The sequence below is a fragment of the Streptomyces sp. SID5643 genome (genome assembly GCF_009872555.1).
GTDB lineage: Bacteria > Actinomycetota > Actinomycetes > Streptomycetales > Streptomycetaceae > Streptomyces > Streptomyces iakyrus.
Genome location: NZ_WWIC01000118.1, coordinates 1 through 22396, shown reverse-complemented (window position 1 = coordinate 22396; position 22396 = coordinate 1). Strand labels below are relative to the sequence as shown.

The following is a 22396-nucleotide window of genomic DNA, read 5'->3' as shown; positions in this document are numbered from 1 at the left end:
AATCTCGCCGAAGCAGCGCACGATTCCGGTCACCGAAATGAAGAGTTTTGACGATCTCCGTTGAAGCCGTGAGCGAGAGGACACATCCGTGGACGGTGACCGGCCCGATGTGCTGCTGACCGGGCTGCTCTTCTACGACCTCGTCCTCACCGGGCTCGGCAAGCCGCCGACGCCGGGCGAGGAGATCTGGGCCCGGGGCATGGGCTGCGGCCCGGGCGGCATCGCCAACCTCGCGGTGGCCGCCTCCCGCTTCGGCCTCACCACCTCCCTGGCCACGGTGTTCGGCGACGACTTCTACGGCGCGTACTGCCGGGACGTCCTGTGCGGCCAGGAAGGCGTCGACCTCTCGCTCTCCCGGACGGCGGACGGCTGGCCGACTCCGGTCACCGTCTCCGTCGCCCACGGCCACGACCGGGCCCTGCTCACCCACGGCCAGGAGCCGCCGTACTCGCAGGACGTGCTGGTGGGCGACCCGCCCGGCGCGCGGACCGCCCTGGTGCACCTGGAGGCCCGGCCGCGCGAATGGCTCGCCAAGGCCGCCGCGAACGGTACGAAGATCTACGCCGACGTCGGCTGGGACCCCTCCCGGCAGTGGTCGTCGGCCCTCCTGGAGCAGCTGGCCCTGTGCCACGCCTTCCTCCCGAACGAGGCCGAGGCGATGGCCTACACCCGCACCGACAGCGCGATGGCCGCGCTCGGCACGCTCTCGGAGCTGGTGCCGGTAGCCGTGGTGACCCGGGGCGGGGACGGCGCCATCGCCGTCGACCAGATCACCGGCGAGTACGCCGAGGTCCCGGCCCTGGACACCGACGTCCTGGACGCGACGGGCGCCGGTGACGTCTTCGGCGCGAGCTTCGTCGCGGCGTCCCTCGGCTGCTGGCCGCTGGCGGAACGGCTGCGGTTCGCGGTGCTCGCGGCCGGGCTGTCCGTCGGGCACCACGGCGGCGCCCTCGCGGCCCCCGGCTGGTACGGCGTCGAACGCTGGTGGAGCTCCCTGAGCGACCCCGGGCTGCGCCGCGCCTACGGCTTCCTGGCCGACCGCATCCCGGCCGACCCCGGGCCGCCCGTGCACCACGCCCCCGTCACCCCGCCCGCCCCTCACACCCCCGTCGGTCCGCGCGCCTGAGAAGGGCCGCACGGACCCTCCCGCCCCTCTCCACGTCGAACAGGAACAACAGGAGTGCCCCGTGGACCTTTCTCGTAGAGGCTTCCTCCAGGCCGCCGCGCTCACCGCGGCCGCCTCCGGTCTGACCGTCGCCTGCGGCGGCGGCTCCGGCTCGACCGGCAGCAAGAACGGCAAGAACCTCACCCTGTGGTACTGGGGAGGCGCGCTCAGCGACAAGGTGGTCGCCGAGGCGAAGACGCACTTCAGCGGCCAGGTGAAGCTGACCGCCGCCTCCATCGGCGGCGACTTCAAGCAGAAGCTGACGACCACCCTCGCGGCGGGCGCCTCCGTGCCCGACATCACCGGCATCAAGGGCGAGGACATGGCGTCCTTCCTGCCCAACGCGAACCGCTTCCTCGACCTGAACGACCTGGGCTTCGAGAAGCTCGCGCCGCAGTACCTGGACTGGAAGACGAAGCTCGCCCGGACCGAGGACGGCAAGCAGATCGGCTTCCCGATCGACATCGGCCCCACCGCGCTCTTCTACCGCGCGGACATGTTCGACGAGGCCGGGCTGCCCACCGACCCCGACAAGGTCGCCGCCCGGGCCGGGAGCTGGGAGGAGTACTTCGCCCTGGGCACCGAGCTGCGCGCGAAGGTGCCGGGCACCTACCTGGTCAACAATATCGGCTCGGTCTTCACCATGGCGGTCGGGCAGGGCACCGAGCGGTTCATCGACCGGGACAACCGTTTCATCGGCGACCAGGACCACATCCGCAAGGCGTGGACGACGGCGGTGCGCCCCTACACCCTCGGCCTCGACGCCAAGATCAACGACAACACCTGGAACGCCGCCGTCGGCAAGAGCCTCAGCACCGAACTCGGTGCGGCCTGGCACGCCCTGGACATCGAGCAGGCCGCCCCGAAGACCAAGGGCAAGTGGCGGGTCTGCGCGATGCCCGGCGGACCGGCCAACCAGGGCGGCTCCTACCTGGCCCTGCCCAAGCAGTGCCGGAACCCCGAAGAGGCGTTCAAGATCATCAGCTGGATCCTCAGCCCGGAGAACGACGCCCGCGGCTTCGCCGACGCCGCCATCTTCCCCGCCGCGCCGGCGGCGTACGCCATGCCGGCCATGACGGGCGGCGACCCCTTCTTCGGCGGGCAGAAGGTCATCGAGGTCTTCGGTCCCGCCGCCAAGGCCATCCCGGCCGCCTACGAGGCACCCGCCGACGCCGCCGTCATGGCGCCCTTCATGACCGAGCTGTCCAGCATCGAGGCCAAGGGCAAGAAGCCCGACGCCGCCTGGAAGGACGCGGTCGCCCAGGCCAGGCAGATCGCCCGGCGACAGGGGGTGAACTGAGGTGTCATCACCTCCGGTCACCGGTTCCGCCACGGTGCCCCGGCACCACGGCGGGCCCGGCCCGGCCCGCTTCCGCCCGCGGCGCACGCCCGCCGGCGCCGTGCGGCCGGGGCGACGGGGGGTGCTGTCCCACTGGCGGCAGTACCTCGCGATCTCGCCCTTCTTCCTGATCTTCGGCGTCTTCTCGCTCTTCCCGGTCTTCTACTCGCTGTATCTCGCCTTCCAGCGCTGGGACGGCATGGGCACCGTGCAGTTCGTCGGCCTGGACCAGTTCCGGTTCCTGTGGGACGACCCGGTCTTCTGGCTGTCGATCCGCAACACCCTGGTGATCTGGGTGCTGTCCACCGTCCCCACCCTGTTCGGCGCCCTGGTGCTGGCGACGCTGCTGCATTCGGTGCGCCGTTTCAAGGGCTTCTACCGCATCGCCCTCTACATACCGAACGTCACCTCGATCGTCGCCGTGTCGATCTTCTTCGGGGCGGTGTTCAGCAACAACTTCGGTCTGGTCAACGCGATCCTGGGCACGGTCGGCATCTCGCCCGTGCCGTGGCTGAGCAACCCGTGGCTGATCAAACTGGTCATCGCCCTGCTGATGACCTGGATGTGGACCGGCTACAACATGATCATCTACCTGGCCGGCCTCCAGGCCATCCCCACCCAGATCTACGAGGCGGCCAGGCTGGACGGCGCCGGCCCGATCCGCACGTTCTTCCAGATCACCATGCCGATCATGCGGCCCATCATCCTGTTCACGGTGATCATCTCGACCATCAACGGCCTGCAGAGCTTCAGCGAGCCCCAGGTCCTGTTCGGCAGCAACGCCGCCAACCCGAACCTCGGCGGTCCCGGCCAGGCGGGCCTGACCACGCTTCTGTACTTCTACCAGTCGGCCTTCGTCAACAACGACTACGGCTACGGCGCGGCCATCGTGTGGGCCTTCTTCGTACTGATCATGGTGCTGGTCGTCGTCAACTGGCGCGTCGTCCAGCGCGGGAGGAAGTCATGACCGCAGTGGTCCCGAGGCGGTCACGGCGTCCCAGGGGCCTGACCGCGCACATCGTCCTCGTCCTGGCCGTCCTGATCTCGGTCTTCCCGTTCGCGTGGACGATCGTCATGGCGACGAACACCACCGAGGACATCTACAAGAGCCCGCCGAAACTGACCTTCGGCTCCCACCTGCTGGAAAACATCCGGCACGTGCTCGACACCATCGACTTCTTCGGATCGATGCTGAACACGGTCGTCGTCGCGTCCGTCACCACCGTCCTGGTGCTGTTCATCGACTCCCTCGCGGCGTTCGTCTTCGCCAAGTTCGACTTCCCCGGGCGCAAGGTGCTGTTCGCGACGCTGGTCGGCTTCATGATGCTGCCGCTCCAGCTGGCCGTCCTCCCCCAGTTCATCCTCATGTCGGACATCGGCTGGGTCGGCACGCTCAAGGCGCTGATCCTGCCCGCCCTCGCCAACGCCTTCGGCATCTTCTGGCTGCGCCAGTACATAGAGAACGGTGTGCCGGACGAACTCCTCGACGCGGCGCGCATCGACGGTGCGGGCTTCTTCCGCCAGTACTGGAACATCGTGCTGCCGATGATCAGGCCGGCGCTGTCCTTCCTCGCGATCTACGCCTTCGTCAACGCGTGGAACGACTACATATGGCCGCTCGTCGTGCTCAACGACCCCGCCCACCTCACCCTCCAGGTGGCGCTGGCCCAGCTCCACGTCGGCCACACCACCGACTACAGCATGGTCATGGCCGGTGTGCTCATGGCGTCCGTGCCGCTGGTCGTGGTCTTCACGATCTTCGCCCGCGGGTTCATCGCGGGCGCCACGGAGGGGGCGGTGCAGGGCAGTTGAGCGCCCCCTTCCGGCCGCGCCCCGAAGGGGGCGCGGGGAACTGGGCGACCAGCCACCGCGGTGGCGCAGCCAGGGGGCCGGCGGTCGGTCCCGAGCCCGTAGCAGTCACACAGGAGAGGCACCCCCGTGACGGAGGTCGACTCCGGGGCCCGACGCCCCAAGGTCCTCGTCGTCGGCATGGACGGCCTGCGCCACGACCGGCTGACCCGCTCGCCGGCCAACGCCCCGGTGCTGCACTCCCTGATGGCCGCAGGCGCCGTCGGCACGAGCCTGCTGCCCTATGGCCGAGCCGACGACGGGCCCCCCACCGGCTTGGCCCACACCGACTCGGGGCCGGGCTGGTCGAGCATCCTCACCGGCGTGTGGCCCGACCGCCACGGGGTCACCGGCAACGACTTCAAAGGCGCCGACTACGCCCGCTACCCCGACTTCCTGACCCGCGCCGCCCGCGCCCGGCCCGGTCTGCGCACGGCGGCCGCCGTGTCCTGGCCGGCCCTGGTGCGCCGCGGCGCACTCGGCCGGGCCATCGGCCGCCGTGTGCGCCCCAACGGTGAACGCAGGGGGTACGCGACCGCGGACCGCCGCGTCGCCCGCACCGTCCTGCGCTGGCTCACCGAGGGCGACCCGGACGCCCTGTTCGTCTACTTCGGCGCCACCGACGAGGCCGGTCACGCCACGGGCCCCCTCTCCCCCGCCTACGACCGGGCCCTCCTCGACCAGGACGCCCACCTCGGGCGGCTGCTGGAGGCGATCGACGCCCGGCGCGCGGACCCGGGGCGCCCCGAGGAGCGCTGGACCGTGCTGGTCACCACCGACCACGGGCACCTCGACTCCGGTGGCCACGGCGGCGACTCGCGTGCCGAACGGGAGGTCTTCGTCATCCTCGCCGAGCCCGGCGGACCCGCGGGCACCCGGCTCGACTCGCCCCGCCTCATCGACATCGCCCCCACGGTCCTGGACCGCCTGGGCATCCCCCTCGACCCCGCCTGGGACCTTCAGGGCCGTGTCCTGCCCGGTCCCACGACTTCGGAATGGTCATGACCGACGCACACCCCGACCCCCTGATCGCCCTCCGCCCCTGGCAGGCACCCGAGGTGACCTCCTGGGGCCGGCTGCCGATGAACGCCGTCGACCGGCGCTCCGGAGCCGTCCCGCTCGACGGTGACTGGCGCTTCCAGCTGCTGCCCGCGCCGGACGCGCCGCCCGGGGAGGTCTGGTCGTCGTCGTACGTACCCGGCGTGTGGACCCTTCAGGGAACGGACGATCTTCCGCAGTATCTGAACACCCGCATGCCGTTCGCCGAGTTCCCGCCGGACGTGCCCGCCGCCAACCCGACCGGGGTCTACGAGCGGGTGGTGGACGTGCCCGCCGCGTGGACCGGGCGGCGGATCGTGCTCCAGGTCGGGGCCGCCGAGAGCCTGCTGCTCGTGCACGTGGACGGGCGGCCCGTCGGGATCTCCAAGGACGCGCACCTGGCCGCCGAGTTCGATCTGACGGACTCGGTGCGCCCGGGAGAGCGGGCGACCGTGCGCCTGACCGTGGTGAAGTGGTCGGACGCGTCGCACATCGAGGACCAGGACCAGTGGTGGCACGGCGGGATCACCCGTTCGGTGCTGCTGTACGCCACCGACCCGCTGCATCTCGCGGACGTGACCGTGCGGGCCCGGCGGGACGGCGACCTGCTGGTGGAGTGCCGGGTGCGGGACGCCGGCGGGGCGCTGCCCGGGGGCTGGTACGTCAGCGGGGAGCTGGACGGGCAGCCGCTCACGCAGGACGCGGAGTTCGACCGGGCCAACGCCGAGGACGAGCGCGTCTCCGACTTCCTGGGGGAGGCCCGGCTGCGCGCCGCCGTGCCTCAGGTGCGCACCTGGAACGCCGAGACGCCCGAGCTGTACGGCCTGACCGTCCGCCTGCACCGCGCCGACGGCACCGTCGCCGACACCTCACGGCACCGCGTCGGCTTCCGGGACGTCGAGATCGTCGGCCGGGACCTGCTGGTCAACGGTGAGCGGGTGTTCATCCGGGGTGTGAACCGGCACGACTTCCACCCGCTGACGGGACGCACGGTGTCGTACGACGACATGCGCGCGGACCTCGTCCTGCTGAAGCGGTTCGGCTTCAACGCGATCCGCACCGCGCACTACCCGAACGACCCGGCCCTGTACGACCTGGCCGACGAGCTCGGGTTCTACGTCGTCGACGAGGCGGACATCGAGTCCCACGATCACGCGCACGAGATCGCCGACGACCCGCGCTATCTGGGCGCCTTCGTGGACCGGGTCGCGCGGATGGTGCTGCGGGACAAGAACCACCCGTCCGTCGTCATCTGGTCGCTGGGCAACGAGTCCGACTACGGCGCGAACCACGACGCGGCGGCGGGCTGGGTGCGCCGGCACGACCCGACCCGGCCGGTGCAGTACGAGGGCGCGGCCAAGCGCGGCTGGGCGGATCCGGGCCTGGCGTCGGACATCGCCTGCCCCATGTACGCGCCGCTGGAGGAGTGCCTGGCGCACGCCCTGTCCGGCACCCAGACCAAGCCGCTCATCCAGTGCGAGTACTCGCACGCCATGGGCAACAGCAACGGCACGCTGGCGGACCATTGGGCGGCCATCGAGGCCACCCCGGGTCTTCAGGGCGGGTTCATCTGGGAGTTCTGGGACCACGGCATCCTCCAGCGTGTGAACGACGGCAGACCGGCCGGGCGTGGGGGCGCCGGGCTCTATGACAACGGTGTCGCCGCGCCCGGGCATCGCTGGGCCTACGGCGGCGACTTCGGGGAGACGGACCACGACGGCGCCTTCATCGCCGACGGTGTCGTCTTCCCCGACCGGACCCCCAAGCCCGTGATGTTCGAGCACCGGGAGACCGCCGCTCCGGTGCGCATCGACTGCTTCCGGCACGAGGGCGTCGTGCTGGGCAACCACCAGCACTTCCGGGGCCTGGACTGGCTGTCCGGCGAGTGGGAGCTGTCCCTCGCCGACGGCACCACCCTGACGGCGCCCGCCGGGCTGCCCGATCTCAGGCCGGGTGAGACGGCCGCGGTGCCCCTGCCGTTCGAACTGCCCGCGGAGGGCGGCGAGGCGTGGCTGACGCTGCGGGTCACGACGGCCGGGGACGAGCCGTGGGCGCCGCGCGGGACGGTCGTGTGCCTGCCGCAGGTGCGGTTGCGGGTGGCGCCCCCGCCGGTGCACACCCGGGCCCCGGACGGCCCGGTCGAGGTCGATGAGGACGGGCTGCTCGTCCATCCGCTGTTGACGGCCGCTCCCGTGCTGTCGCTGTGGCGGGCGCCGACCGACAACGACGAACTGGGCGGCATGGCGGCCCGCTGGCGGGACTGGGGGCTGGAGGCACCCGCCCGCGAGGTCGTCTCCGTGCGGCGTGCCCCGGGCCGGGTGACCGTGGTGTCCGACTACGTCTGCGCGGGCGGGACCGTCCGGCACGAGCAGGTGCTGACGGCCGTGGACGGCGCCCTGGTCGTGGACGAGAGCGCCGAACTGCCCGAGGTGCTGGACGACGTGGCCCGGGTGGGGACGGTGTTCGAGACGGTCCCCGGGCTGAACCTGCTGGAGTGGTTCGGGCAGGGCCCCTGGGAGTCGTATCCGGACCGGGCCGCCGGTGCGCCCGTCGGCCACCACTCCCTCCCGGTGGACGAACTGTTCACGCCCTATCTGCGGCCGCAGGAGAGCGGAGGGCGGCACGGCGTGCGACGGTTCACCCTGTCCGCACCGGACGCCACCGGACTCGCGGTGCGGCTGGACCGGCCCCGGCAGGTCTCCGTGACCCGGCACCGCGCGGCCGGTCTCGCCGCCGCCGCACACCATGACGAACTGGTGCCGCGGGCGGGGTGCGTGGTGCACATCGACGCGGCGCACCGCGGGCTCGGCACGGCGTCGTGCGGTCCCGACACCTTCGCTTCCTACCTCGTCGCGACAGGCGTCCATCGCTGGAGCTGGTCCCTGCGCGTCCTCTGAGTTCTCCCCCCTCTCTCGATCATCCGTCTCAGCCACCTCATGGAGCACCCGTGTGCACTTCGCGAGACCACGGCCTGGGCGAGGCGCCCCAGGCCGGTGCCGGAAGACGCGGTTTCCTGCGCGCCACCGCGCTGCTCGGCGTGACCGCCGCCGTGACCGCGCTGCCGGCCGTCACCGCCGAGGCGGCGGCCCCGGCGTGGCGCCCCGATCCCGGCAGCCGCCGCTTCACGCTGGCGGTGATGCCGGACACCCAGTACCTCTTCGACTGTCCGAGCATCGACAAGGCGCCGGTCGAAGCCTCACTGCGCTATCTGCTGGAGCACGGCCGGGAGGAGAACATCGTCTTCCTGTCCCACCTCGGTGACCTCACGCAGAACGGCGTGAAGGAGGAGTTCGCGGCGATCGGCGAGGCCTTCCGGCTGCTGGACCGGCGGGGCGTCGGCTACAGCGTCCTGGCCGGCAACCACGACGTGAAGTCGTCCACGACCGACCAGCGCGGCGCGACACCGTACCTGGACGCCTTCGGGCCGAAGCGGTTCGCGGGGCGGCGGACGTTCGGCGGGGCCTCCCCGGACGGGTACAACACCTTCCACCGGTTCACCGCGGGCGGCCGCGAGTGGCTGGTGCTGGCGCTGGACTGGCGGCTTTCGCCGCAGGGCTACGCGTGGGCGAAGGACGTCCTGGCGAAGCACCCGAGGACTCCGGTGATCCTCACGACGCACGAACTGGTCGCGGCGGACGACACCTTGTCGGACTACGGGCAGCAGCTGTGGGACCGGCTGATCGAGGACCACGACCAGATCTTCCTGGCGCTCGGCGGGCATTACTGGCCCGCCGGCCGCGTGACGCGGAAGAACGCGGCCGGGCACGACGTCCATCTGCACCTGACGAACTACCAGAACCGCTACTTCGGCGGCGCGGCCATGATCCGTCTGTACCGGTTCGACCTGGACCGCGGGGTCATCGACGTCGAGACGCTCTCGCCGTGGATCCTGGGCCGTGCCGCGAAGGGGCTCAACGAGCTGGAGCGGCAGGAGATGGAACTGAGCGGCGACGCCGACCGGTTCTCCGTCGAGATCGACTTCGAGGAGCGCTTCGCCGGGTTCGCGCCCGTGCCCGCCCGTGCGGCCCGGCCCGCCTCGAAGCTGCTCGTCCCGGGCACGATGGCGTACTGGCGCTTCGACGAGCCCGTCGACGGCGCGGCAGGGACGGTCCGTGATCTGTCCGGGCGGGGCAACGACCTCTCCTTGGTCACGGTGGGCGGCGGTGCGCTGGGCTGGTCGGCCGACCACCATCCCGACCAGCCGGCCCATGGCAGCCTGGAGTTCCAGGGCTTCAAGTCCCCGCTGAAGGGCGCGTACCTGAGGACCGTCGACGGCGCTCCGCTCAACTCGGCGACGTTCGAGGACGGTTACACCATCGAGGCGTTCTACCGGCTGCCGGCCGACTGGGACCCGGACCACAACGCCTGGTCGGGTCTGGTGTCCCGCGCGGGCACGGGCCGTGCCGCCGGGAAGACCGCCGACGACCCGGACGAGCCGCCGGCCACGCTGTCGCTGTCCAACGACCGGGAACCGCAGTGGGCGATGCGCCCGCTCAACCAGCAGGGCATCGCCACCAACTGGGGCCAGGAGACGCCGCTGGAGACCTGGTGGCACCTCGCGGTCGTCAACGACGGCAAGCACACGACGCTGTACGTCGAGGGCTGCCCGGTGCTCCGCAACCCCAAGGCCCCCTCCGTCGGCATCACCTCCGTGGGGCTGCCGTGGCTGCTGGGCGGCTACGAGTACGGCGGGAAGATCGACCAGATCTTCCACGGCCGGCTCGGCGACGTCCGGATCGTCTCCCGGGCGCTGCCCGTCACCTCCTTCATGCATCACTGAGATCCGAGGACTTGCCGATCATGACCGAGCAGCAACTGCCCGCCTGGGCCGACCCGTCCGTCTCCCCCGCCGCCCTCGATCCGCAGGGCGTGTCCCGCCGCGGGCTGCTGCGCCGCGCGGGCCTTTTCGGCGCCGCGTTCGCCCTCGGCTCGGCGGCGGTCCCGGCCCGGGCCGCCGACGGACGGCGGCCCGGCGGTGAGGACCCGCGCCTCGCCTACCTCGTCGGCGACCACCACATCCACTCCGTCTACAGCCACGACGCCAAGTACACCTTCTCCCAGCTGGCCGCCGCGGGCGCGACGTACGGCCTGGACTGGATGGTGTTCACCGAGCACTCCAACTTCGGGCACGCCGGCTTCGGGGCCGCACTGGAACACGGGGAAATCCTCCGGGCCCGTGCCGAGAACCCGCGCCAGCTGATCTTCCAGGGCCTGGAGTGGTACATCCCGGCGGCCGAGCACTGCACCGTGTTCACCGCGCCCGGCCCGCACGAGGTCGACGTGCTGACCCGCTTCGAGCGCGCCTACGACGGCAAGCTCCTCGCCTACGACAAGGGCGGCCCCGCCGACGCGGACACCGCCCGCAACGAGGCGCACGCGGTGAAGGCGATCAAGTGGCTGGCCCAGCAGCGGCGTTCGGGCTACGTCGACGACGTGCTGGTGCTGGCCAATCACCCGATGCGCCTGGGCATCGACTCCCCGCACGAGATGCGCAACTGGCGGGACGCGGCGCCCGAGATCATGATCGGCATGGAGGGCGCGCCCGGTGCCCAGGGCGCGGCCGTTCCCGGCCTGCGCGGGGCGGACTCGATCCGCGGCGAGTACGAGAACAAGCCGTCCGCGCAGTCCTGGCCCGGTTATCCGGCGGACGCCTTGGTGACCTACGGCGGCTTCGACTGGGCGACCGCGACCGTCGGCGGCCTGTGGGACTCGATGCTGGCCGAGGGCCGGCTGTTCTCGGTCACCACCAACTCCGACGCCCACCGGATCGTCTTCGACACCTGGAGGAACGGCGAGTGGCAGCCGGGGCAGACCTTCGACAGCACCGGCAAGCTGCCCGACCCGGTGAACACGGACACCCCCCAGCCGGGCAGCGACTTCTGGCCCGGCCAGTTCAGCCGCACCCACGTGGGCGTGACCGGCCACGGCTACCGCGCGGTCATGGCGGGCATGCGCGCGGGCCGGGTGTGGCTGGACCACGGGCATCTGCTCGACGGGCTGGAGGTTCGCCTGACCCGGGACCGCGTCCGGGGACGGGGCGTGACGCTCGGCGGCCGGCTGCGGGTGCGCAAGGGCGAGAAGCTCACCCTGAACGTCACGGTGACGACCGCCTCCCGGCGCAACCCACAGGGGATCCTGCCCGAGTTGGCGCATGTGGACGTCATCCGCGGCGCGGTGCGGGGCCCGGTCTCCGACCGCGACACCTGGAAGGCCCCGGACACCCGGGTCGTCCGGACGCAGGACGTCTCCGGCCGCACGGGCACCTACACCCTGCGCATTCCGCTGAGCGCCGGCGAGGAGTCCTTCTACGTCCGGCTGCGCGGCAGTGACGGCAAGCGGAACGGCACCGGGTACCTCGGCGCCTCGGTCGATCCGCACGGGCCGGTCCCGCACGCGCCCGGGGACGGTGACCCGTGGGCGGACACCTGGTTCTACTCGAACCCGGTGTTCGTCGACGTCGAGGGGGGCTGATCCCCGGGTACCAGCAGGTCACGGACTGATCGGGCGGAGGTACCGTGGGCCGCGTGACCGGTGAAGAGTCGCTGCGGCCCCAGTCCCTCATGCTGACGTTCCTGGGCGACCAGGTGCTCGGCCGTGACGTGTGCGTGTACTCCGGCAGCGTCATCGACGTCTTCGCCCGCGCCGGGATCGGCGAGCAGGCCACCCGCTCCACACTGACCCGCATGGTGGGGCGTGACCTGCTGCGCCGCCAGCGTGAGGGCCGCCGCATGTACTTCGGGCTCACCGAGCGCTCGGAGGCGGTGCTGCGCGACGGCGCGCAGCGGATCTGGCAGGCGGGTGCCGTCAACCGCCGGTGGGACGGAACCTGGACGCTGCTCGGCTTCTCGCTGCCGGAGTCCTGGCAGCGCCAGCGCCACGACCTGCGGTCCCAGCTGACCTGGAGCGGCTTCGGCCCGCTCTTCAACGGTCTGTGGATCGCCCCGGGCGAGGTCGACGTGTCGGCTCTGGTGGCCGAGCTCGGACTGTCCGCCCACGTCAAGGTCTTCCGGGCGCACGCGGACACCGGCATGGACATCGGCCGGATGATCGAGGAGACCTGGGAGCTGTCCGAACTGGCCCAGCGCTACGCGGGGTTCGCCAGCCGCTGGCAGCACTGGGAGGACGACCTGCCGGACGCCGGCGACGCCCTCGTGCTGCGCCTGCGCCTCCAGGCGGAGTGGCTGCAGATCGTCCGCCGCGACCCACGGCTGCCGGTCGAGCACCTGCCCGCCGACTGGCCGGCCGAACCGGCCGAGAAGACGTTCCGGACCGTACACGAACGCCTCTCCCCCCTCGCCGGAGAGGCCTCGCAACGCCTTCTGGACCTGGTGCCGGCCCGCCGGTCCGGCTGATCTGCGCCCGGTGGACCGGGCAGGCTCAGGCGTAGAACCGCGACAGGCTCTGCAGCACCGCGGCCGGCTTCGTGGCGCCCTCGATCTCGATGGCGCCCTCGACGGTGATCTGCACGCCGCCCGGCACCTCCTCGACCTCGGCGAGTTTCGCCGTCAGGCGGATGCGGGAGCCGACCTTCACGGGGGACGGGAAACGCACCTTGTTGAGGCCGTAGTTGACCTTCGTCGTCACGCCCTGGACGTCCAGGAGCTCGGTGAAGAGGGGAATGAAGAGGGAGAGGGTGAGGTAGCCGTGTGCGATGGGGGCGCCGAACGGGCCGTCCTTGGCTCGCTCGGGGTCCACGTGGATCCACTGGTGGTCGCCCGTGGCGTCGGCGAAGGTGTCGATGCGCTCCTGCGTCACCTGGATCCACTCGCTGGTGCCGAGGTCGCTGCCGGCGAGCTTCTTCAGTTCGTCGAGGCCGTTGACGGTGAGGCTCATGCGGATCCTTCCTGGGTGCCGTAGCGCGTACGGACACGGGACTTGAGGAGTTTGCCGGAGGCGGTGCGCGGGAGTTCGTCCGCGAGGACCACCGACTTCGGGATCTTGTACTTGGCGATGCGGCCGGCGAGTGATGCGAGCACCTCGTCGGGGTCGAGGCCGGAGCCCTCGCGGGGCACGACGACGGCGCGCGGCACCTCGCCCCACTTGTCGTCCGGCACCCCGATCACCGCGCACTCGACGATGTCCGGGTGGGCGAGGAGCTGGTCCTCGATCTCGGCGGGGTAGATGTTCTCGCCGCCGGAGATGATCATGTCCTTGATGCGGTCGACGATGTGGACGTAGCCGTCCTCGTCGATCCGGGCGGCGTCGCCGCTGCGGAACCAGCCGTCCGCGAAGGACGCGGCCGTCTCCTCGGGCAGCCCCCAGTAGCCGGGCATGACGTGCGGACCGCGCACCACGACCTCGCCCACCTCGCCGACGCCCGCCGGTGCCAGGTCGGAGCGGACGACGCGGACGTCGCTGAAGAAGTGCGGCACGCCCGCCGATCCCGCCTTGCTCACGGCGTGCTCGGCGTCCAGGAACAGCGTGCCGGGGGCGGCCTCGGTCATGCCGTACCCCTGGAGGAAGGTCAGTCCGCGTTCCTGGTAGGCGGCGATGAGCGGGGTGGGGACCGGGGAGCCGCCGCAGGTGAGGATGCGCAGTGAGGAGAGGTCCGCGTCCGGCCAGCGCGGATGCCTGGCCACCTGGTCGAACATCGTGGGCACGCCGAACATGAAGGTGATGCGGTGCCGTTCGATGAGGTCGAAGGTGGCGTCCGGGTCGAAGGCGTCGACCAGGACGCAGGTGCCGCCCTTCAGCAGCACGGGCAGGGTCAGCATGTTCAGGCCCGCCGTGTGGAACAGCGGGGCGGAGACCAGGGCACGTTCGTCGGCGATCAGGTCGGTGTCGACGAGGACGTTGACCGCGTTCCAGGTGAGGTTGCCGTGGGTGAGCATGGCGCCCTTGGGGCGGCCGGTCGTGCCCGAGGTGTACATGATGATGCAGGTGTCGTCGGCGCCGACCGGTTCGTCGATCGGCTCCGCGGGCGCCTCGGCGACGGCCGCCTCGTACTCGCCGCCGACCTCCAGGTAGACGCGGACGTCGGTGCTGCCGGGCAGGCCCGCGACCAGACCGGCGTAGGAGGGGCCGTAGACGAGGGCACGGGCTCCGGAGTCGGCGAGCTGGTAGGCGATCTCGGGCCCCGCGAGGCGGATGTTGAGGGGGACGAAGACCGCGCCGAGCGTGCCGGCCGCGAACAGGGTCTCCAGGTAGGAGGGGTGGTTGGGGCCGAGGTAGGCGATGCGGTCGCCGCGGCGCACGCCGCGGGCGCGCAGGGCGTGGGCCACGCGGGTGGTGCGGGTGTGGAGCGTGCCGTAGTCGGTGGCGTCCTCGCCGTGGATCAGGGCGGTGCGGTGCGGGGTCTTGCGGGCCCGGCGTGCGGGCCATGACCCCAGTCCCTCGTTGCGCATGTCACGCCCCTTACGGTTTCGTCAGCCCGAGCAGGCGGGCCGCGTTCTCCTTGAGGATCTTCGGCCGGACCTCGTCCTTGATCGTCAGCTTGCCGAAGTCGGCGAGCCAGCGGTCGGGGGTGAGGACGGGGAAGTCGGAGCCGAACAGGACCTTGTCCTTGAGCAGGGTGTTCGCGTACTGCACGAGCTGCGGCGGGAAGTACTTCGGCGACCAGCCGGACAGGTCGATGTGCACGCCGGGCTTGTGCGTGGCGACGGCCAGGGCCTCGTCCTGCCAGGGGAAGGACGGGTGCGCCAGGATGATCTTCAGGTGCGGGAAGTCGGCCGCCACGTCGTCCACGTGGAGCGGGTTGGAGTACTTCAGCCGGATCCCGCCCCCGCCGGGGACGCCGGCGCCGATGCCGGTCTGGCCGGTGTGGAAGAGGGCGATCGTGCCGGTCTCCTCGATCACCTCGTACAGGTCGTACGCCACCGAGCGGTCGTTGGGGAAGAAGCCCTGGATGCTGGGGTGGAACTTGAAGCCCTTCACCCCGTACTGCTCGACGAGGCGGCGGGCCTGCCTGACGCCGGCCTTGCCCCGGAAGGGGTCGATGGAGGCGAAGGGGATGAGGACGTCGGCGTTGGCGGCGGCCGCCTCCGCGACCTCCTCGTTGGGGACGGGCGGGGTGCCGGTCGCGGACTCGGCGTCCACCGTGAAGATCACGGCGGCCATGTTCCGCTCCCGGTAGTAGGCCGCCGTCTCCTCCAGGGTCGGCTTCCGCTTGCCCTCGACCTTGAAGTAGGCGGAGGAGGCGTCGTGCAGGTCGTCGTCCAGGGAGGAGTGCCCCTTGGAGGACACCTCGGCGTGGGTGTGGACGTCGATCGCGACCAGGTCGTCGACGTTCATCGAGGGGTCCATCACGCCTCCGGGAACTTCGGCGCCGGGATGCCGACCGACTGGAGCTCGGCACCGACCGAGGTGGGCCAGGCGTCGGCCAGCGTGCCCGGGGTCCAGCCGCCGTCGGCGTAGGCCGCCCTGATCTCCTGCGGATGCGACCAGAGTGCCACCTTGTCGCCACCGATGCCGATGGCCTGGCCGGTGACTCCCCGGGCGGCCTCGGAGGCGAGGAACGGCACCAGGGCCGCGCAGTCCTCGGGGGTGCCGAAGCCCTCGCCCTTGCGCAGGAAGTCCGGCAGCGGCTCGCCGCCGCGCATGGCATCGATGTACGGGGCGAAGGCCGGGATGGTCTCGGTCATCGCGGTGGCCGCGACCGGCACGATGGCGTTGACCGTGATGCCCGCGCGGCCCAGCTCCATCGACCAGGTGCGGGCCATCGCCGCGATGCCGGCCTTGGCGGCGGCGTAGTTCGTCTGGCCGAAGTTGCCGCGCTGGCCGGCCGGGGAGCCGACCAGGATCAGCGAGCCGCCCTCGCCCTGCTCCCGCATCCGGACGGCGGCGGCGCGGGCGCAGGTGAAGGTGCCCTTGAGGTGGGTGGTGATCACCGCGTCGAAGTCCTCGTCGGTCATCTTCCACAGCACCTTGTCGCGCAGGATGCCTGCGTTGGTGACGAGGACGTCCAGCCGGCCGAACTCCTCGACCGCGCGGTTCACCAGCCGCTCGGCGGCCTCGGTGGTCCCGACCGGTACGACCTCGGCGACGGCCGTGCCGCCCGCTTCCGCGATGGACTTCACGGCCGCCTCGGCCACGGCCTCGTCGACGTCGTTGACGACCACGGACGCGCCGTGGGCGGCCAGGGCGTGGGCATAGGCGAGGCCGAGGCCCCGGCCGCTGCCGGTGACGACGGCGGCCTTGCCGGTGAGATCGATGCTGGGCACGGGCGGGTCCCTTCACGAGCTGATGCGGGTGGCGCGGATTCGAGATCGAAGCTAAGAGCAATAATTGTTGACGTCAATAGTTGTTCGCGACCTGCCGGTGCGGGATGCTGGAATCAACGGCAAGCAGCACCGAGCACAGGGAGCCCGCCATCACACGCCGACACGCCACCGCGAAGCCCATCGACGCCCACGAGCCGTGGATGCGCGGACTGCACGCCGACACGGGCTACCTGCTGTACCGGCTGGGCCTGCGCTCGGGGCAGCTCTTCAACGCCTGCCTCCAGGAATCGGGTCTGCGCCTGCGCCACTACGCCGTGCTGCGCTACCTCGCCACCACGGACGGCGCCCTTCAACGGGAACTGAGCGCGCGGCTCGGCTACGACCCGAGCGCGATCGTCGGCCTGGTCGACGACCTGGAGAAGCTGGGCTTCGCCGAGCGCCGCCCCTCCCCCGACGACCGCCGCAGCCGGATCGTCGTGCTGACCGGGAGCGGCAGCGGCTTCCTGCGCGACACCGACGAGGCCGGCCTGCGGGTGACCGGCGAACTGCTGGGGCCGCTGGACCCGGCCGAGCGGGAGACCCTGCACGCGCTGCTGCTGCGCATCGCCGAGGACGGCCTGAACTGATGTTGTGCAAATGATTGACGGCTGCACGATGGATGCATAACTTCACGGACCAACCGCGCCCCGTCCCCAGGGAGCCCACCGTGCAGCCATCCCCGTCCTCTCCCCAAGCTTCCCCCGATTCACGGCAGTTGCGGCGCGTCGCCGTCTCCGGCCTGCTCGGCACCACCGTCGAGTTCTACGACTTCCTCGTCTACGGCACCGTCGCCGCGCTCGTCTTCGGCGAACTGTTCTTCCCACGGGCCGACCCGGCGGTCGGCACCATCGCGGCGTTCGGCACCTTCGCCGCGGGCTACCTCGCCCGGCCGCTCGGCGGCATCGTCTTCGGCCACTTCGGCGACCGGCTCGGCCGCAAGTCGATGATGCTGCTGACCATGGTCCTGATGGGGACGGGCAGCTTCCTCATCGGCCTGCTGCCGACGTACGACACCATCGGAGTCTGGGCCCCGGTGCTGCTGGTCGCCCTGCGCGTGGTGCAGGGCATCGCGATCGGCGGCGAGTGGGGCGGCGCGATGCTGATGGTCGTCGAGCACGCCGAACACGCGCGGGGTTCCCGGCGCGGCCTGTGGTCCAGCTTCACCCAGCTCGGCGCCCCGCTCGGTTCCGTGCTGTCGGCCGGTGTGGTCACCCTGGTCGCCACCCTGCCGGACGAGCAGTTCCGCTCCTGGGGCTGGCGCGTGCCGTTCCTGCTGAGCATCGTGCTGCTGGGCGTCGGCCTGTTCGTGCGGCTCAAGGTCGCCGAGAGTCCGCTGTTCGCGCAGGTCAAGCGGGACCCGGTGGCCCGGCCGCCGATCGTGGAGGTGCTGCGCCGCCCGAAGCCGGTGCTGCTGGCCGCCTGCGTCGGCATCGGTGCGTTCACCGCGCAGTCCCTGCTGACGAGCTTCATGATCTCCTACGCCGTCGACGAGGGGTACACCCGCCCGCAGGTGCTGACCGCGGTCACCATCGCCTCCTGTGTGGCCCTCGTCGTGCTGCCCGCCGCGTCCGCGCTGTCGGACCGGGTCGGCCGCCGGCCCGTCGTGCTCGCCGGTGCCGTCGCCTCGGCGGCGCTCGCCTTCCCGGTACTGGCGTTGGTCGACTCGGGCTCCCCCGGCCTGCTGATCCTCGCCCTGGCGCTCGGCCACGGCGTCGCCCAGTCCACGATGTACGGGCCTCTGGGCGCGCTGCTCACCGAGATGTTCGGCACCCGCGTCCGCTACACCGGCGCCTCCCTCGGCTACCAGGGCGCGACCCTGATCGGCGCCGGGTTCTCCCCGCTGATCGCCGGCAGTCTCCTGGCGTCCTTCGGAGGCGGCAGCACCCCGGTGTCGCTGCTGCTGTGCGCCGGTGCTGCCGTCACCGCCGTCACCGTGTGGCGGCTGCGTGAGACGCACACGGACGCGCTGGACTCCCCCGCCGCCGCCCCCGCCCTGGAAGGAACCCCGCGTTGAGGATCCGCCTCGCCCTGCTGACGACCGCCTGCCTGTCCCTGGCGGCCACCGCCCTGCCCGCGCAGGCCGCCACCGCGGACACCCACCTGGAGGGCCGGCTCGCGTCCGGCGCCGCGTACGTGATGGACGTCCCCGCGTCCTGGAACGGCACGGTCCTGCTCTACAGCCACGGCTACACCCCGGCCGGGGCGCCCAATCCGGCCCAGAACACGCCCGGTCCGGCCGCCCGCGACACGCTGCTGGCCGAGGGCTACGCCCTGATCGGCTCCTCGTACGCGACGAACGGCTGGGCGGTCACGGAGGCGGTGCCCGACCAGCTCGCCACGCTGGACCTGTTCACGGAGAAGTTCGGGGCGGCCCGGCGGACCGTGGCCTGGGGCACCTCCTACGGCGGCTTCGTCACCAGCATGCTCGCCGAGCGGCACGCCGGCCGGTTCGACGGATCGCTGTCGATGTGCGGACTGGTGCAGGGCGGTGTCGCCAACTGGAACAGCACCCTGGACCCGGTGTTCGCGCTGCGCACGCTGCTCGCCCCGGACTCCGGTGTGCGGCTCGCGGGGTTCGCGGACCAGGCCGAGGCGGTCGCCGCCGGCAAGGCGCTCACGTCGAAGGTCGACGCGGCCCAGCGGACCCCCGGCGGCCGGGCCCGGATCGCCCTGGCCGCCGCCCTGCACGACATCCCCGGCCACAACGACCCGTCGCAGACCCGGCCGGACCCCACCGACTACGCAACGGCCCAGGCCAACCAGTATGCCGCCGTCCGAGGGCTGCTCCACCTGCCCGCGTTCAGCTGGCGGCAGGAGGCCGAGAGCCGGGCGGGCGGCAACCCGTCCTGGAACACGGGCGTCGACTACCGCTCGATGCTCGTACGCTCCCCGCTGTACAAAGAGGTGACGGAGCTCTACAAGGAGGCGGGACTGTCCTTGCGCACCGACCTCTCGGCCCTGGACCGGGCGCCCCGGATCGCCGCCGACCCCTCGGCCGTGCGGTGGATGCGCGGCACCAGCGTGCTCTCCGGCCGTCTGACCGACCCGCAGCTGAACATCCACACGACCGGTGACGCGCTGATCCCGGTGCCGTCGGAGAGCGCCTACCGGCGGGCCGTCACGGCGGCGGGCTCCACCGGGCTCCTGCGCCAGGCCTACGTCGACCGCCCGGGCCACTGCACCTTCACCCCGGGCGAGACACTGGCCGCCCTGCACACCCTGGAGCACCGCCTGGACACCGGCCGCTGGGACGCCTCTCCGGGCGCCCTCAACCACCGCGCGAGGGCGGCGGACCCGACGGCGGAGCCCCGCTACCTCCCGTACCGCCCCAGCGCCTACCCCCGCCCCCACGATCTCGCCCATCCGGGAGACGCCCGGCCATGACCGCCCCCACCGCGCCCGACCGGCTGCTGTCCGTGCTCGCGGCCTTCGACCACGAGCATCCGGCGCTGTGCCTGACGGACATCAGCCGGCGGGCCGGGCTGAGCCTGACCACCGCGCACCGGCTGGTGGGCGCGCTCACCGAGTGGGGCGCCCTGGAGCGGGACGAGTCCGGCGTCTACCACGTCGGACTGCGGCTGTGGGAGCTCGCCGCCCTGGCCCCGCGCGGACTCGCCCTGCGGCAGATCGCGCTGCCGTACCTGGAGGACCTGTACGAAGCGACGCACGAGAACGTGCAGTTGGCCGTGCGGGACGGCCGGGACGTCGTCTACATCGAGTGGCTGTCGGGGCGGTCGGCGGTCGGCGTGCACATCCGCGTCGGCGCCCGCTGGCCGCTGCACGCCACCGGGGTCGGGCTCGCCCTGCTGGCCCACGGCGACCCGGTGTTCCAGAAGGAGTACTGCGAGGGCGAACTCGTGTCGTTCACCCCGTACACCATCACCGAGCCGGAGCGGCTGCGGCGGGTGCTCGCCGAGGTCCGCAGGTCGGGGGTGGCGGTGAGCGACCGTCAGGTGACGGAGGACGCCCTGTCGGTGGCCGCCCCGGTGCGCGGGGCGGACGGCACGGTGACCGCCGCCGTGTCGATCGTGGTGCCGCACGCGGACGCCCAGGTGCCGGTCCTGGGCCCGGCGGTGCGGATGGCGGCGCGCGGGATCTCGCGGGCGCTGGGGTGGCAGCCCTGAGCGCTCAGGCCTCCCGGGCCGGGGTCATGGCCCAGCGGATGGTCCGGGTCAGGGCCCGTCCGGTGGGGCGTACGGCGAGGTCCTCGACGACCGGCACCCGGGGCAGCCACAACATGCCGCGCGCCCACGGCGGAAGCAGGGTGACGGCGTTCGCGGCCAGCCCGCCGTAGAAGGGCCGGACGGCCAGCGGCAGCGGGGGCTGGAACAGCAGGAAGCGGGCGGCTGCCCGGGCCTCGGGCGTGGCCCGCAGTTCGGGCCGGTAGGCGCTCAGGCGCTCGGCCAGTTCGCCGCGGTCGCGGGGCGGGTCGGCCACTCCCAGGGCCTCGGCGACGCGCGCGGTGTCGGCGACGTAGGCGTCGTAGCCGGCGGCGTCCAGCGGCCGGGCGCCGTAGCGTTCGTGGGCGCGCAGGAAGCTGTCCGTCTCGGCGGCGTGCACCCAGCCGAGCAGATGCGGGTCGGCCGCGTGGTACGGCACGCCGTCGGCCGTCGTGCCGCGGATCCGTGCGTGGATGCCGCGCACGTGGTCGACGGCCTGCTGGGCGTCCGCGGCGGTGCCGTACGTCGTCACCGCCAGGAAGGTGCTGGTGCGCTGCAACCGGCCCCACGGGTCGCCGCGGAAGCCGGAGTGACCGGCGACGGCCGCCATCGCGAGCGGATGCAGCGACTGGAGCAGCAGGGCGGTCAGACCGCCGATGAACATCGAGGCGTCGCCGTGGACCGTGCGGATCGGCCGGTCCGGTCCGAACCAGCGCGGGCCGGGGGTGTCGTGGATCCGGGCACGGGTCGCGGGTCCACCGGGGCCGGCGACCCGGCGGAACAGGGCCTGGCCCAGCTGTTCACGGACTCCGGTCAGCACGGTCGGCCTCCCTTCCCCTCCTGACCAGTGTCCGGCATGCCGGTACCCGGCCGGGATGCCGGGAGCCTCCGTCAGGAATCCGGTCCGGCCGCCGCGCGGTCGGCCAGGCCGCCGGCCCCGAGCGGCCCGGTATAGCGGACCGGGCCCGAGGCCTCCAGGCGGGGCAGTGCGCGGCGCGCCACGCGCAGGACGACGGGGGGCATCGCCGGGCGTAGCGGCTGGGCGAGCCGCAGCCACGCCGGTGCGTACACGGCCGTACGGCGGCGCTCCACGCCCCTGACCAGGCGGGCGGCGACCGTCTCCACCGGGTACACACGGCGGGCCGGCGAAGGCATGTGCCTGCGCAGCTCCCGCAGGACGTCGTACCGGTCGGCGTCGCGGATCATGTCGGTGTCCGTCCAGTTGAGGTAGGCGATGCCGACCCCGACCCCGCGGTGCGCGACCTCCGCCCGCAGGGAGTGCGTGAAGGCCTCGACCCCAGCCTTGGATGCGCAGTAGGCGCTCATGAGGGGGGCGGCTCCGATCGAGGCCAGGGAGGCGACCTGGAGGAAGTAGCCCGCCGTGTCGATCAGGTCCGGCAGGAACGCCCGGGCCGTCTGGGCGCTGCCGGTGAGGTTGACGTCGATCACCCGGCGCCAGGCGGCCGGGTCCGAGGCGAGGAGCGCGCCGCCCTCGGCGATGCCGGCGTTCGCCACCACGGCCGAGGGACGGCCGAGCCGGGCCCGCACGGTGGTCGCTGCCGCCTCCAGCGCGGAGAGGTCGGTGACGTCGGCCTCCAGGGCGAGGGCCGGGCCCGGCAGCGAGGCGGCCACCGCGTCCAGGACGGGC

19 protein-coding genes are annotated in these 22396 nt (G+C 72.2%); 13 read left to right on the top strand and 6 right to left on the bottom strand.

Annotated features, from left to right (window positions below):
* Positions 1 to 88: 88 nt before the first annotated feature.
* The 9 genes from GTY56_RS14970 to GTY56_RS14930 all read left to right on the top strand — a co-directional run bounded on the left by GTY56_RS14970 (position 89) and on the right by GTY56_RS14930 (position 12742).
* The gene (locus tag GTY56_RS14970) at positions 89 to 1126 is read left to right on the top strand and encodes a PfkB family carbohydrate kinase (RefSeq protein ID WP_161365848.1); all 1038 of its coding nucleotides are present in this window, start codon (positions 89 to 91) and stop codon (positions 1124 to 1126) included.
* A gap of 61 nt (positions 1127 to 1187) precedes the next feature.
* Positions 1188 to 2465 carry an extracellular solute-binding protein gene (locus GTY56_RS14965; RefSeq protein ID WP_161365847.1) on the top strand — a complete coding sequence of 426 codons (1278 nt, stop codon included), beginning with the start codon at positions 1188 to 1190 and terminating at the stop codon, positions 2463 to 2465.
* Positions 2466 to 2586: 121 nt separating this feature from the next.
* A complete protein-coding gene (locus tag GTY56_RS14960) occupies positions 2587 to 3471 on the top strand; it encodes an ABC transporter permease subunit (RefSeq protein ID WP_161365863.1) in 885 nt (294 codons plus the stop codon).
* Positions 3468 to 4316: a carbohydrate ABC transporter permease gene (locus tag GTY56_RS14955; protein ID WP_033307638.1), complete on the top strand. Its 849-nt coding sequence runs from the start codon at positions 3468 to 3470 to the stop codon at positions 4314 to 4316. Before GTY56_RS14960 ends, GTY56_RS14955 begins: the two co-directional genes overlap by 4 nt.
* 177 nt (positions 4317 to 4493) lie before the next feature.
* Entirely contained in the window at positions 4494 to 5357 is an 864-nt protein-coding gene (locus tag GTY56_RS14950) for an alkaline phosphatase family protein (RefSeq protein WP_161365862.1), read from the top strand.
* The gene (locus GTY56_RS14945; RefSeq protein WP_161365846.1) at positions 5354 to 8287 is read left to right on the top strand and encodes a glycoside hydrolase family 2 TIM barrel-domain containing protein; all 2934 of its coding nucleotides are present in this window, start codon (positions 5354 to 5356) and stop codon (positions 8285 to 8287) included. The genes GTY56_RS14950 and GTY56_RS14945 overlap by 4 nt, the downstream gene beginning before the upstream one ends.
* 50 nt (positions 8288 to 8337) lie before the next feature.
* Complete coding sequence (locus GTY56_RS14940; RefSeq protein WP_161365845.1) at positions 8338 to 10170, top strand: LamG-like jellyroll fold domain-containing protein; 1833 nt, start codon at positions 8338 to 8340, stop codon at positions 10168 to 10170.
* 20 nt (positions 10171 to 10190) lie between these two features.
* Positions 10191 to 11861 (top strand): histidinol-phosphatase, encoded by a 1671-nt coding sequence (locus tag GTY56_RS14935; protein WP_161365844.1) that lies wholly within the window; start codon positions 10191 to 10193, stop codon positions 11859 to 11861.
* A gap of 53 nt (positions 11862 to 11914) precedes the next feature.
* The gene (locus tag GTY56_RS14930; protein ID WP_161365843.1) at positions 11915 to 12742 is read left to right on the top strand and encodes a PaaX family transcriptional regulator C-terminal domain-containing protein; all 828 of its coding nucleotides are present in this window, start codon (positions 11915 to 11917) and stop codon (positions 12740 to 12742) included.
* Positions 12743 to 12767: 25 nt separating this feature from the next.
* Here the strand turns inward: GTY56_RS14930 and GTY56_RS14925 are convergent, their stop codons facing one another.
* From GTY56_RS14925 to GTY56_RS14910, 4 genes are read right to left on the bottom strand one after another with little or no spacing between them, the layout of a single operon-like run.
* The gene (locus GTY56_RS14925; RefSeq protein WP_161365842.1) at positions 12768 to 13223 is read right to left on the bottom strand and encodes a MaoC family dehydratase; all 456 of its coding nucleotides are present in this window, start codon (positions 13221 to 13223) and stop codon (positions 12768 to 12770) included.
* Positions 13220 to 14734: an acyl-CoA synthetase gene (locus GTY56_RS14920; protein WP_161365841.1), complete on the bottom strand. Its 1515-nt coding sequence runs from the start codon at positions 14732 to 14734 to the stop codon at positions 13220 to 13222. The genes GTY56_RS14925 and GTY56_RS14920 overlap by 4 nt, the downstream gene beginning before the upstream one ends.
* A gap of 10 nt (positions 14735 to 14744) precedes the next feature.
* Positions 14745 to 15620 carry an amidohydrolase family protein gene (locus GTY56_RS14915; RefSeq protein ID WP_161365840.1) on the bottom strand — a complete coding sequence of 292 codons (876 nt, stop codon included), beginning with the start codon at positions 15618 to 15620 and terminating at the stop codon, positions 14745 to 14747.
* A gap of 11 nt (positions 15621 to 15631) precedes the next feature.
* Positions 15632 to 16549 carry an SDR family oxidoreductase gene (locus tag GTY56_RS14910; protein WP_161365839.1) on the bottom strand — a complete coding sequence of 306 codons (918 nt, stop codon included), beginning with the start codon at positions 16547 to 16549 and terminating at the stop codon, positions 15632 to 15634.
* 200 nt (positions 16550 to 16749) lie between these two features.
* Between GTY56_RS14910 and GTY56_RS14905 the strand changes: the two genes are divergently transcribed.
* The 4 genes from GTY56_RS14905 (at position 16750) to GTY56_RS14890 (ending at position 20712) form a co-directional block, all read left to right on the top strand.
* Positions 16750 to 17175 (top strand): MarR family winged helix-turn-helix transcriptional regulator, encoded by a 426-nt coding sequence (locus GTY56_RS14905; RefSeq protein WP_161365838.1) that lies wholly within the window; start codon positions 16750 to 16752, stop codon positions 17173 to 17175.
* Between the two features lie 128 nt (positions 17176 to 17303).
* Positions 17304 to 18602, top strand: coding sequence for an MFS transporter (locus GTY56_RS14900; RefSeq protein ID WP_202510194.1), 1299 nt, complete (start codon positions 17304 to 17306; stop codon positions 18600 to 18602).
* A complete protein-coding gene (locus tag GTY56_RS14895; protein WP_161365836.1) occupies positions 18599 to 19972 on the top strand; it encodes an alpha/beta hydrolase family protein in 1374 nt (457 codons plus the stop codon). Before GTY56_RS14900 ends, GTY56_RS14895 begins: the two co-directional genes overlap by 4 nt.
* Positions 19969 to 20712 (top strand): IclR family transcriptional regulator, encoded by a 744-nt coding sequence (locus GTY56_RS14890; RefSeq protein ID WP_161365835.1) that lies wholly within the window; start codon positions 19969 to 19971, stop codon positions 20710 to 20712. Before GTY56_RS14895 ends, GTY56_RS14890 begins: the two co-directional genes overlap by 4 nt.
* A 4-nt stretch (positions 20713 to 20716) precedes the next feature.
* Here the strand turns inward: GTY56_RS14890 and GTY56_RS14885 are convergent, their stop codons facing one another.
* Together GTY56_RS14885 and GTY56_RS14880 are read right to left on the bottom strand one after the other, a co-directional pair.
* Positions 20717 to 21568, bottom strand: a complete 852-nt coding sequence (locus GTY56_RS14885) for an oxygenase MpaB family protein (protein WP_161365834.1) — start codon at positions 21566 to 21568, stop codon at positions 20717 to 20719.
* Between the two features lie 71 nt (positions 21569 to 21639).
* Positions 21640 to 22396, bottom strand: a 757-nt coding sequence (locus GTY56_RS14880; RefSeq protein WP_161365833.1) for an SDR family oxidoreductase, incomplete at its 5' end; no start/stop codon positions are given.

Bases quoted from the DNA above. Each gene is read 5' to 3' on its own strand.
- GTY56_RS14955 (WP_033307638.1), top strand. From the start codon at position 3,468: ATGACCGCAGTGGTCCCGAGGCGGTCACGGCGTCCCAGGGGCCTGACC.
- GTY56_RS14950 (WP_161365862.1), top strand. From the start codon at position 4,494: ATGGACGGCCTGCGCCACGACCGGCTGACCCGCTCGCCGGCCAACGCC.
- GTY56_RS14945 (WP_161365846.1), top strand. From the start codon at position 5,354: ATGACCGACGCACACCCCGACCCCCTGATCGCCCTCCGCCCCTGGCAG.
- GTY56_RS14935 (WP_161365844.1), top strand. From the start codon at position 10,191: ATGACCGAGCAGCAACTGCCCGCCTGGGCCGACCCGTCCGTCTCCCCC.
- GTY56_RS14925 (WP_161365842.1), bottom strand. From the start codon at position 13,223: ATGAGCCTCACCGTCAACGGCCTCGACGAACTGAAGAAGCTCGCCGGC.
- GTY56_RS14920 (WP_161365841.1), bottom strand. From the start codon at position 14,734: ATGCGCAACGAGGGACTGGGGTCATGGCCCGCACGCCGGGCCCGCAAG.
- GTY56_RS14915 (WP_161365840.1), bottom strand. From the start codon at position 15,620: ATGAACGTCGACGACCTGGTCGCGATCGACGTCCACACCCACGCCGAG.
- GTY56_RS14905 (WP_161365838.1), top strand. From the start codon at position 16,750: ATGCGCGGACTGCACGCCGACACGGGCTACCTGCTGTACCGGCTGGGC.
- GTY56_RS14890 (WP_161365835.1), top strand. From the start codon at position 19,969: ATGACCGCCCCCACCGCGCCCGACCGGCTGCTGTCCGTGCTCGCGGCC.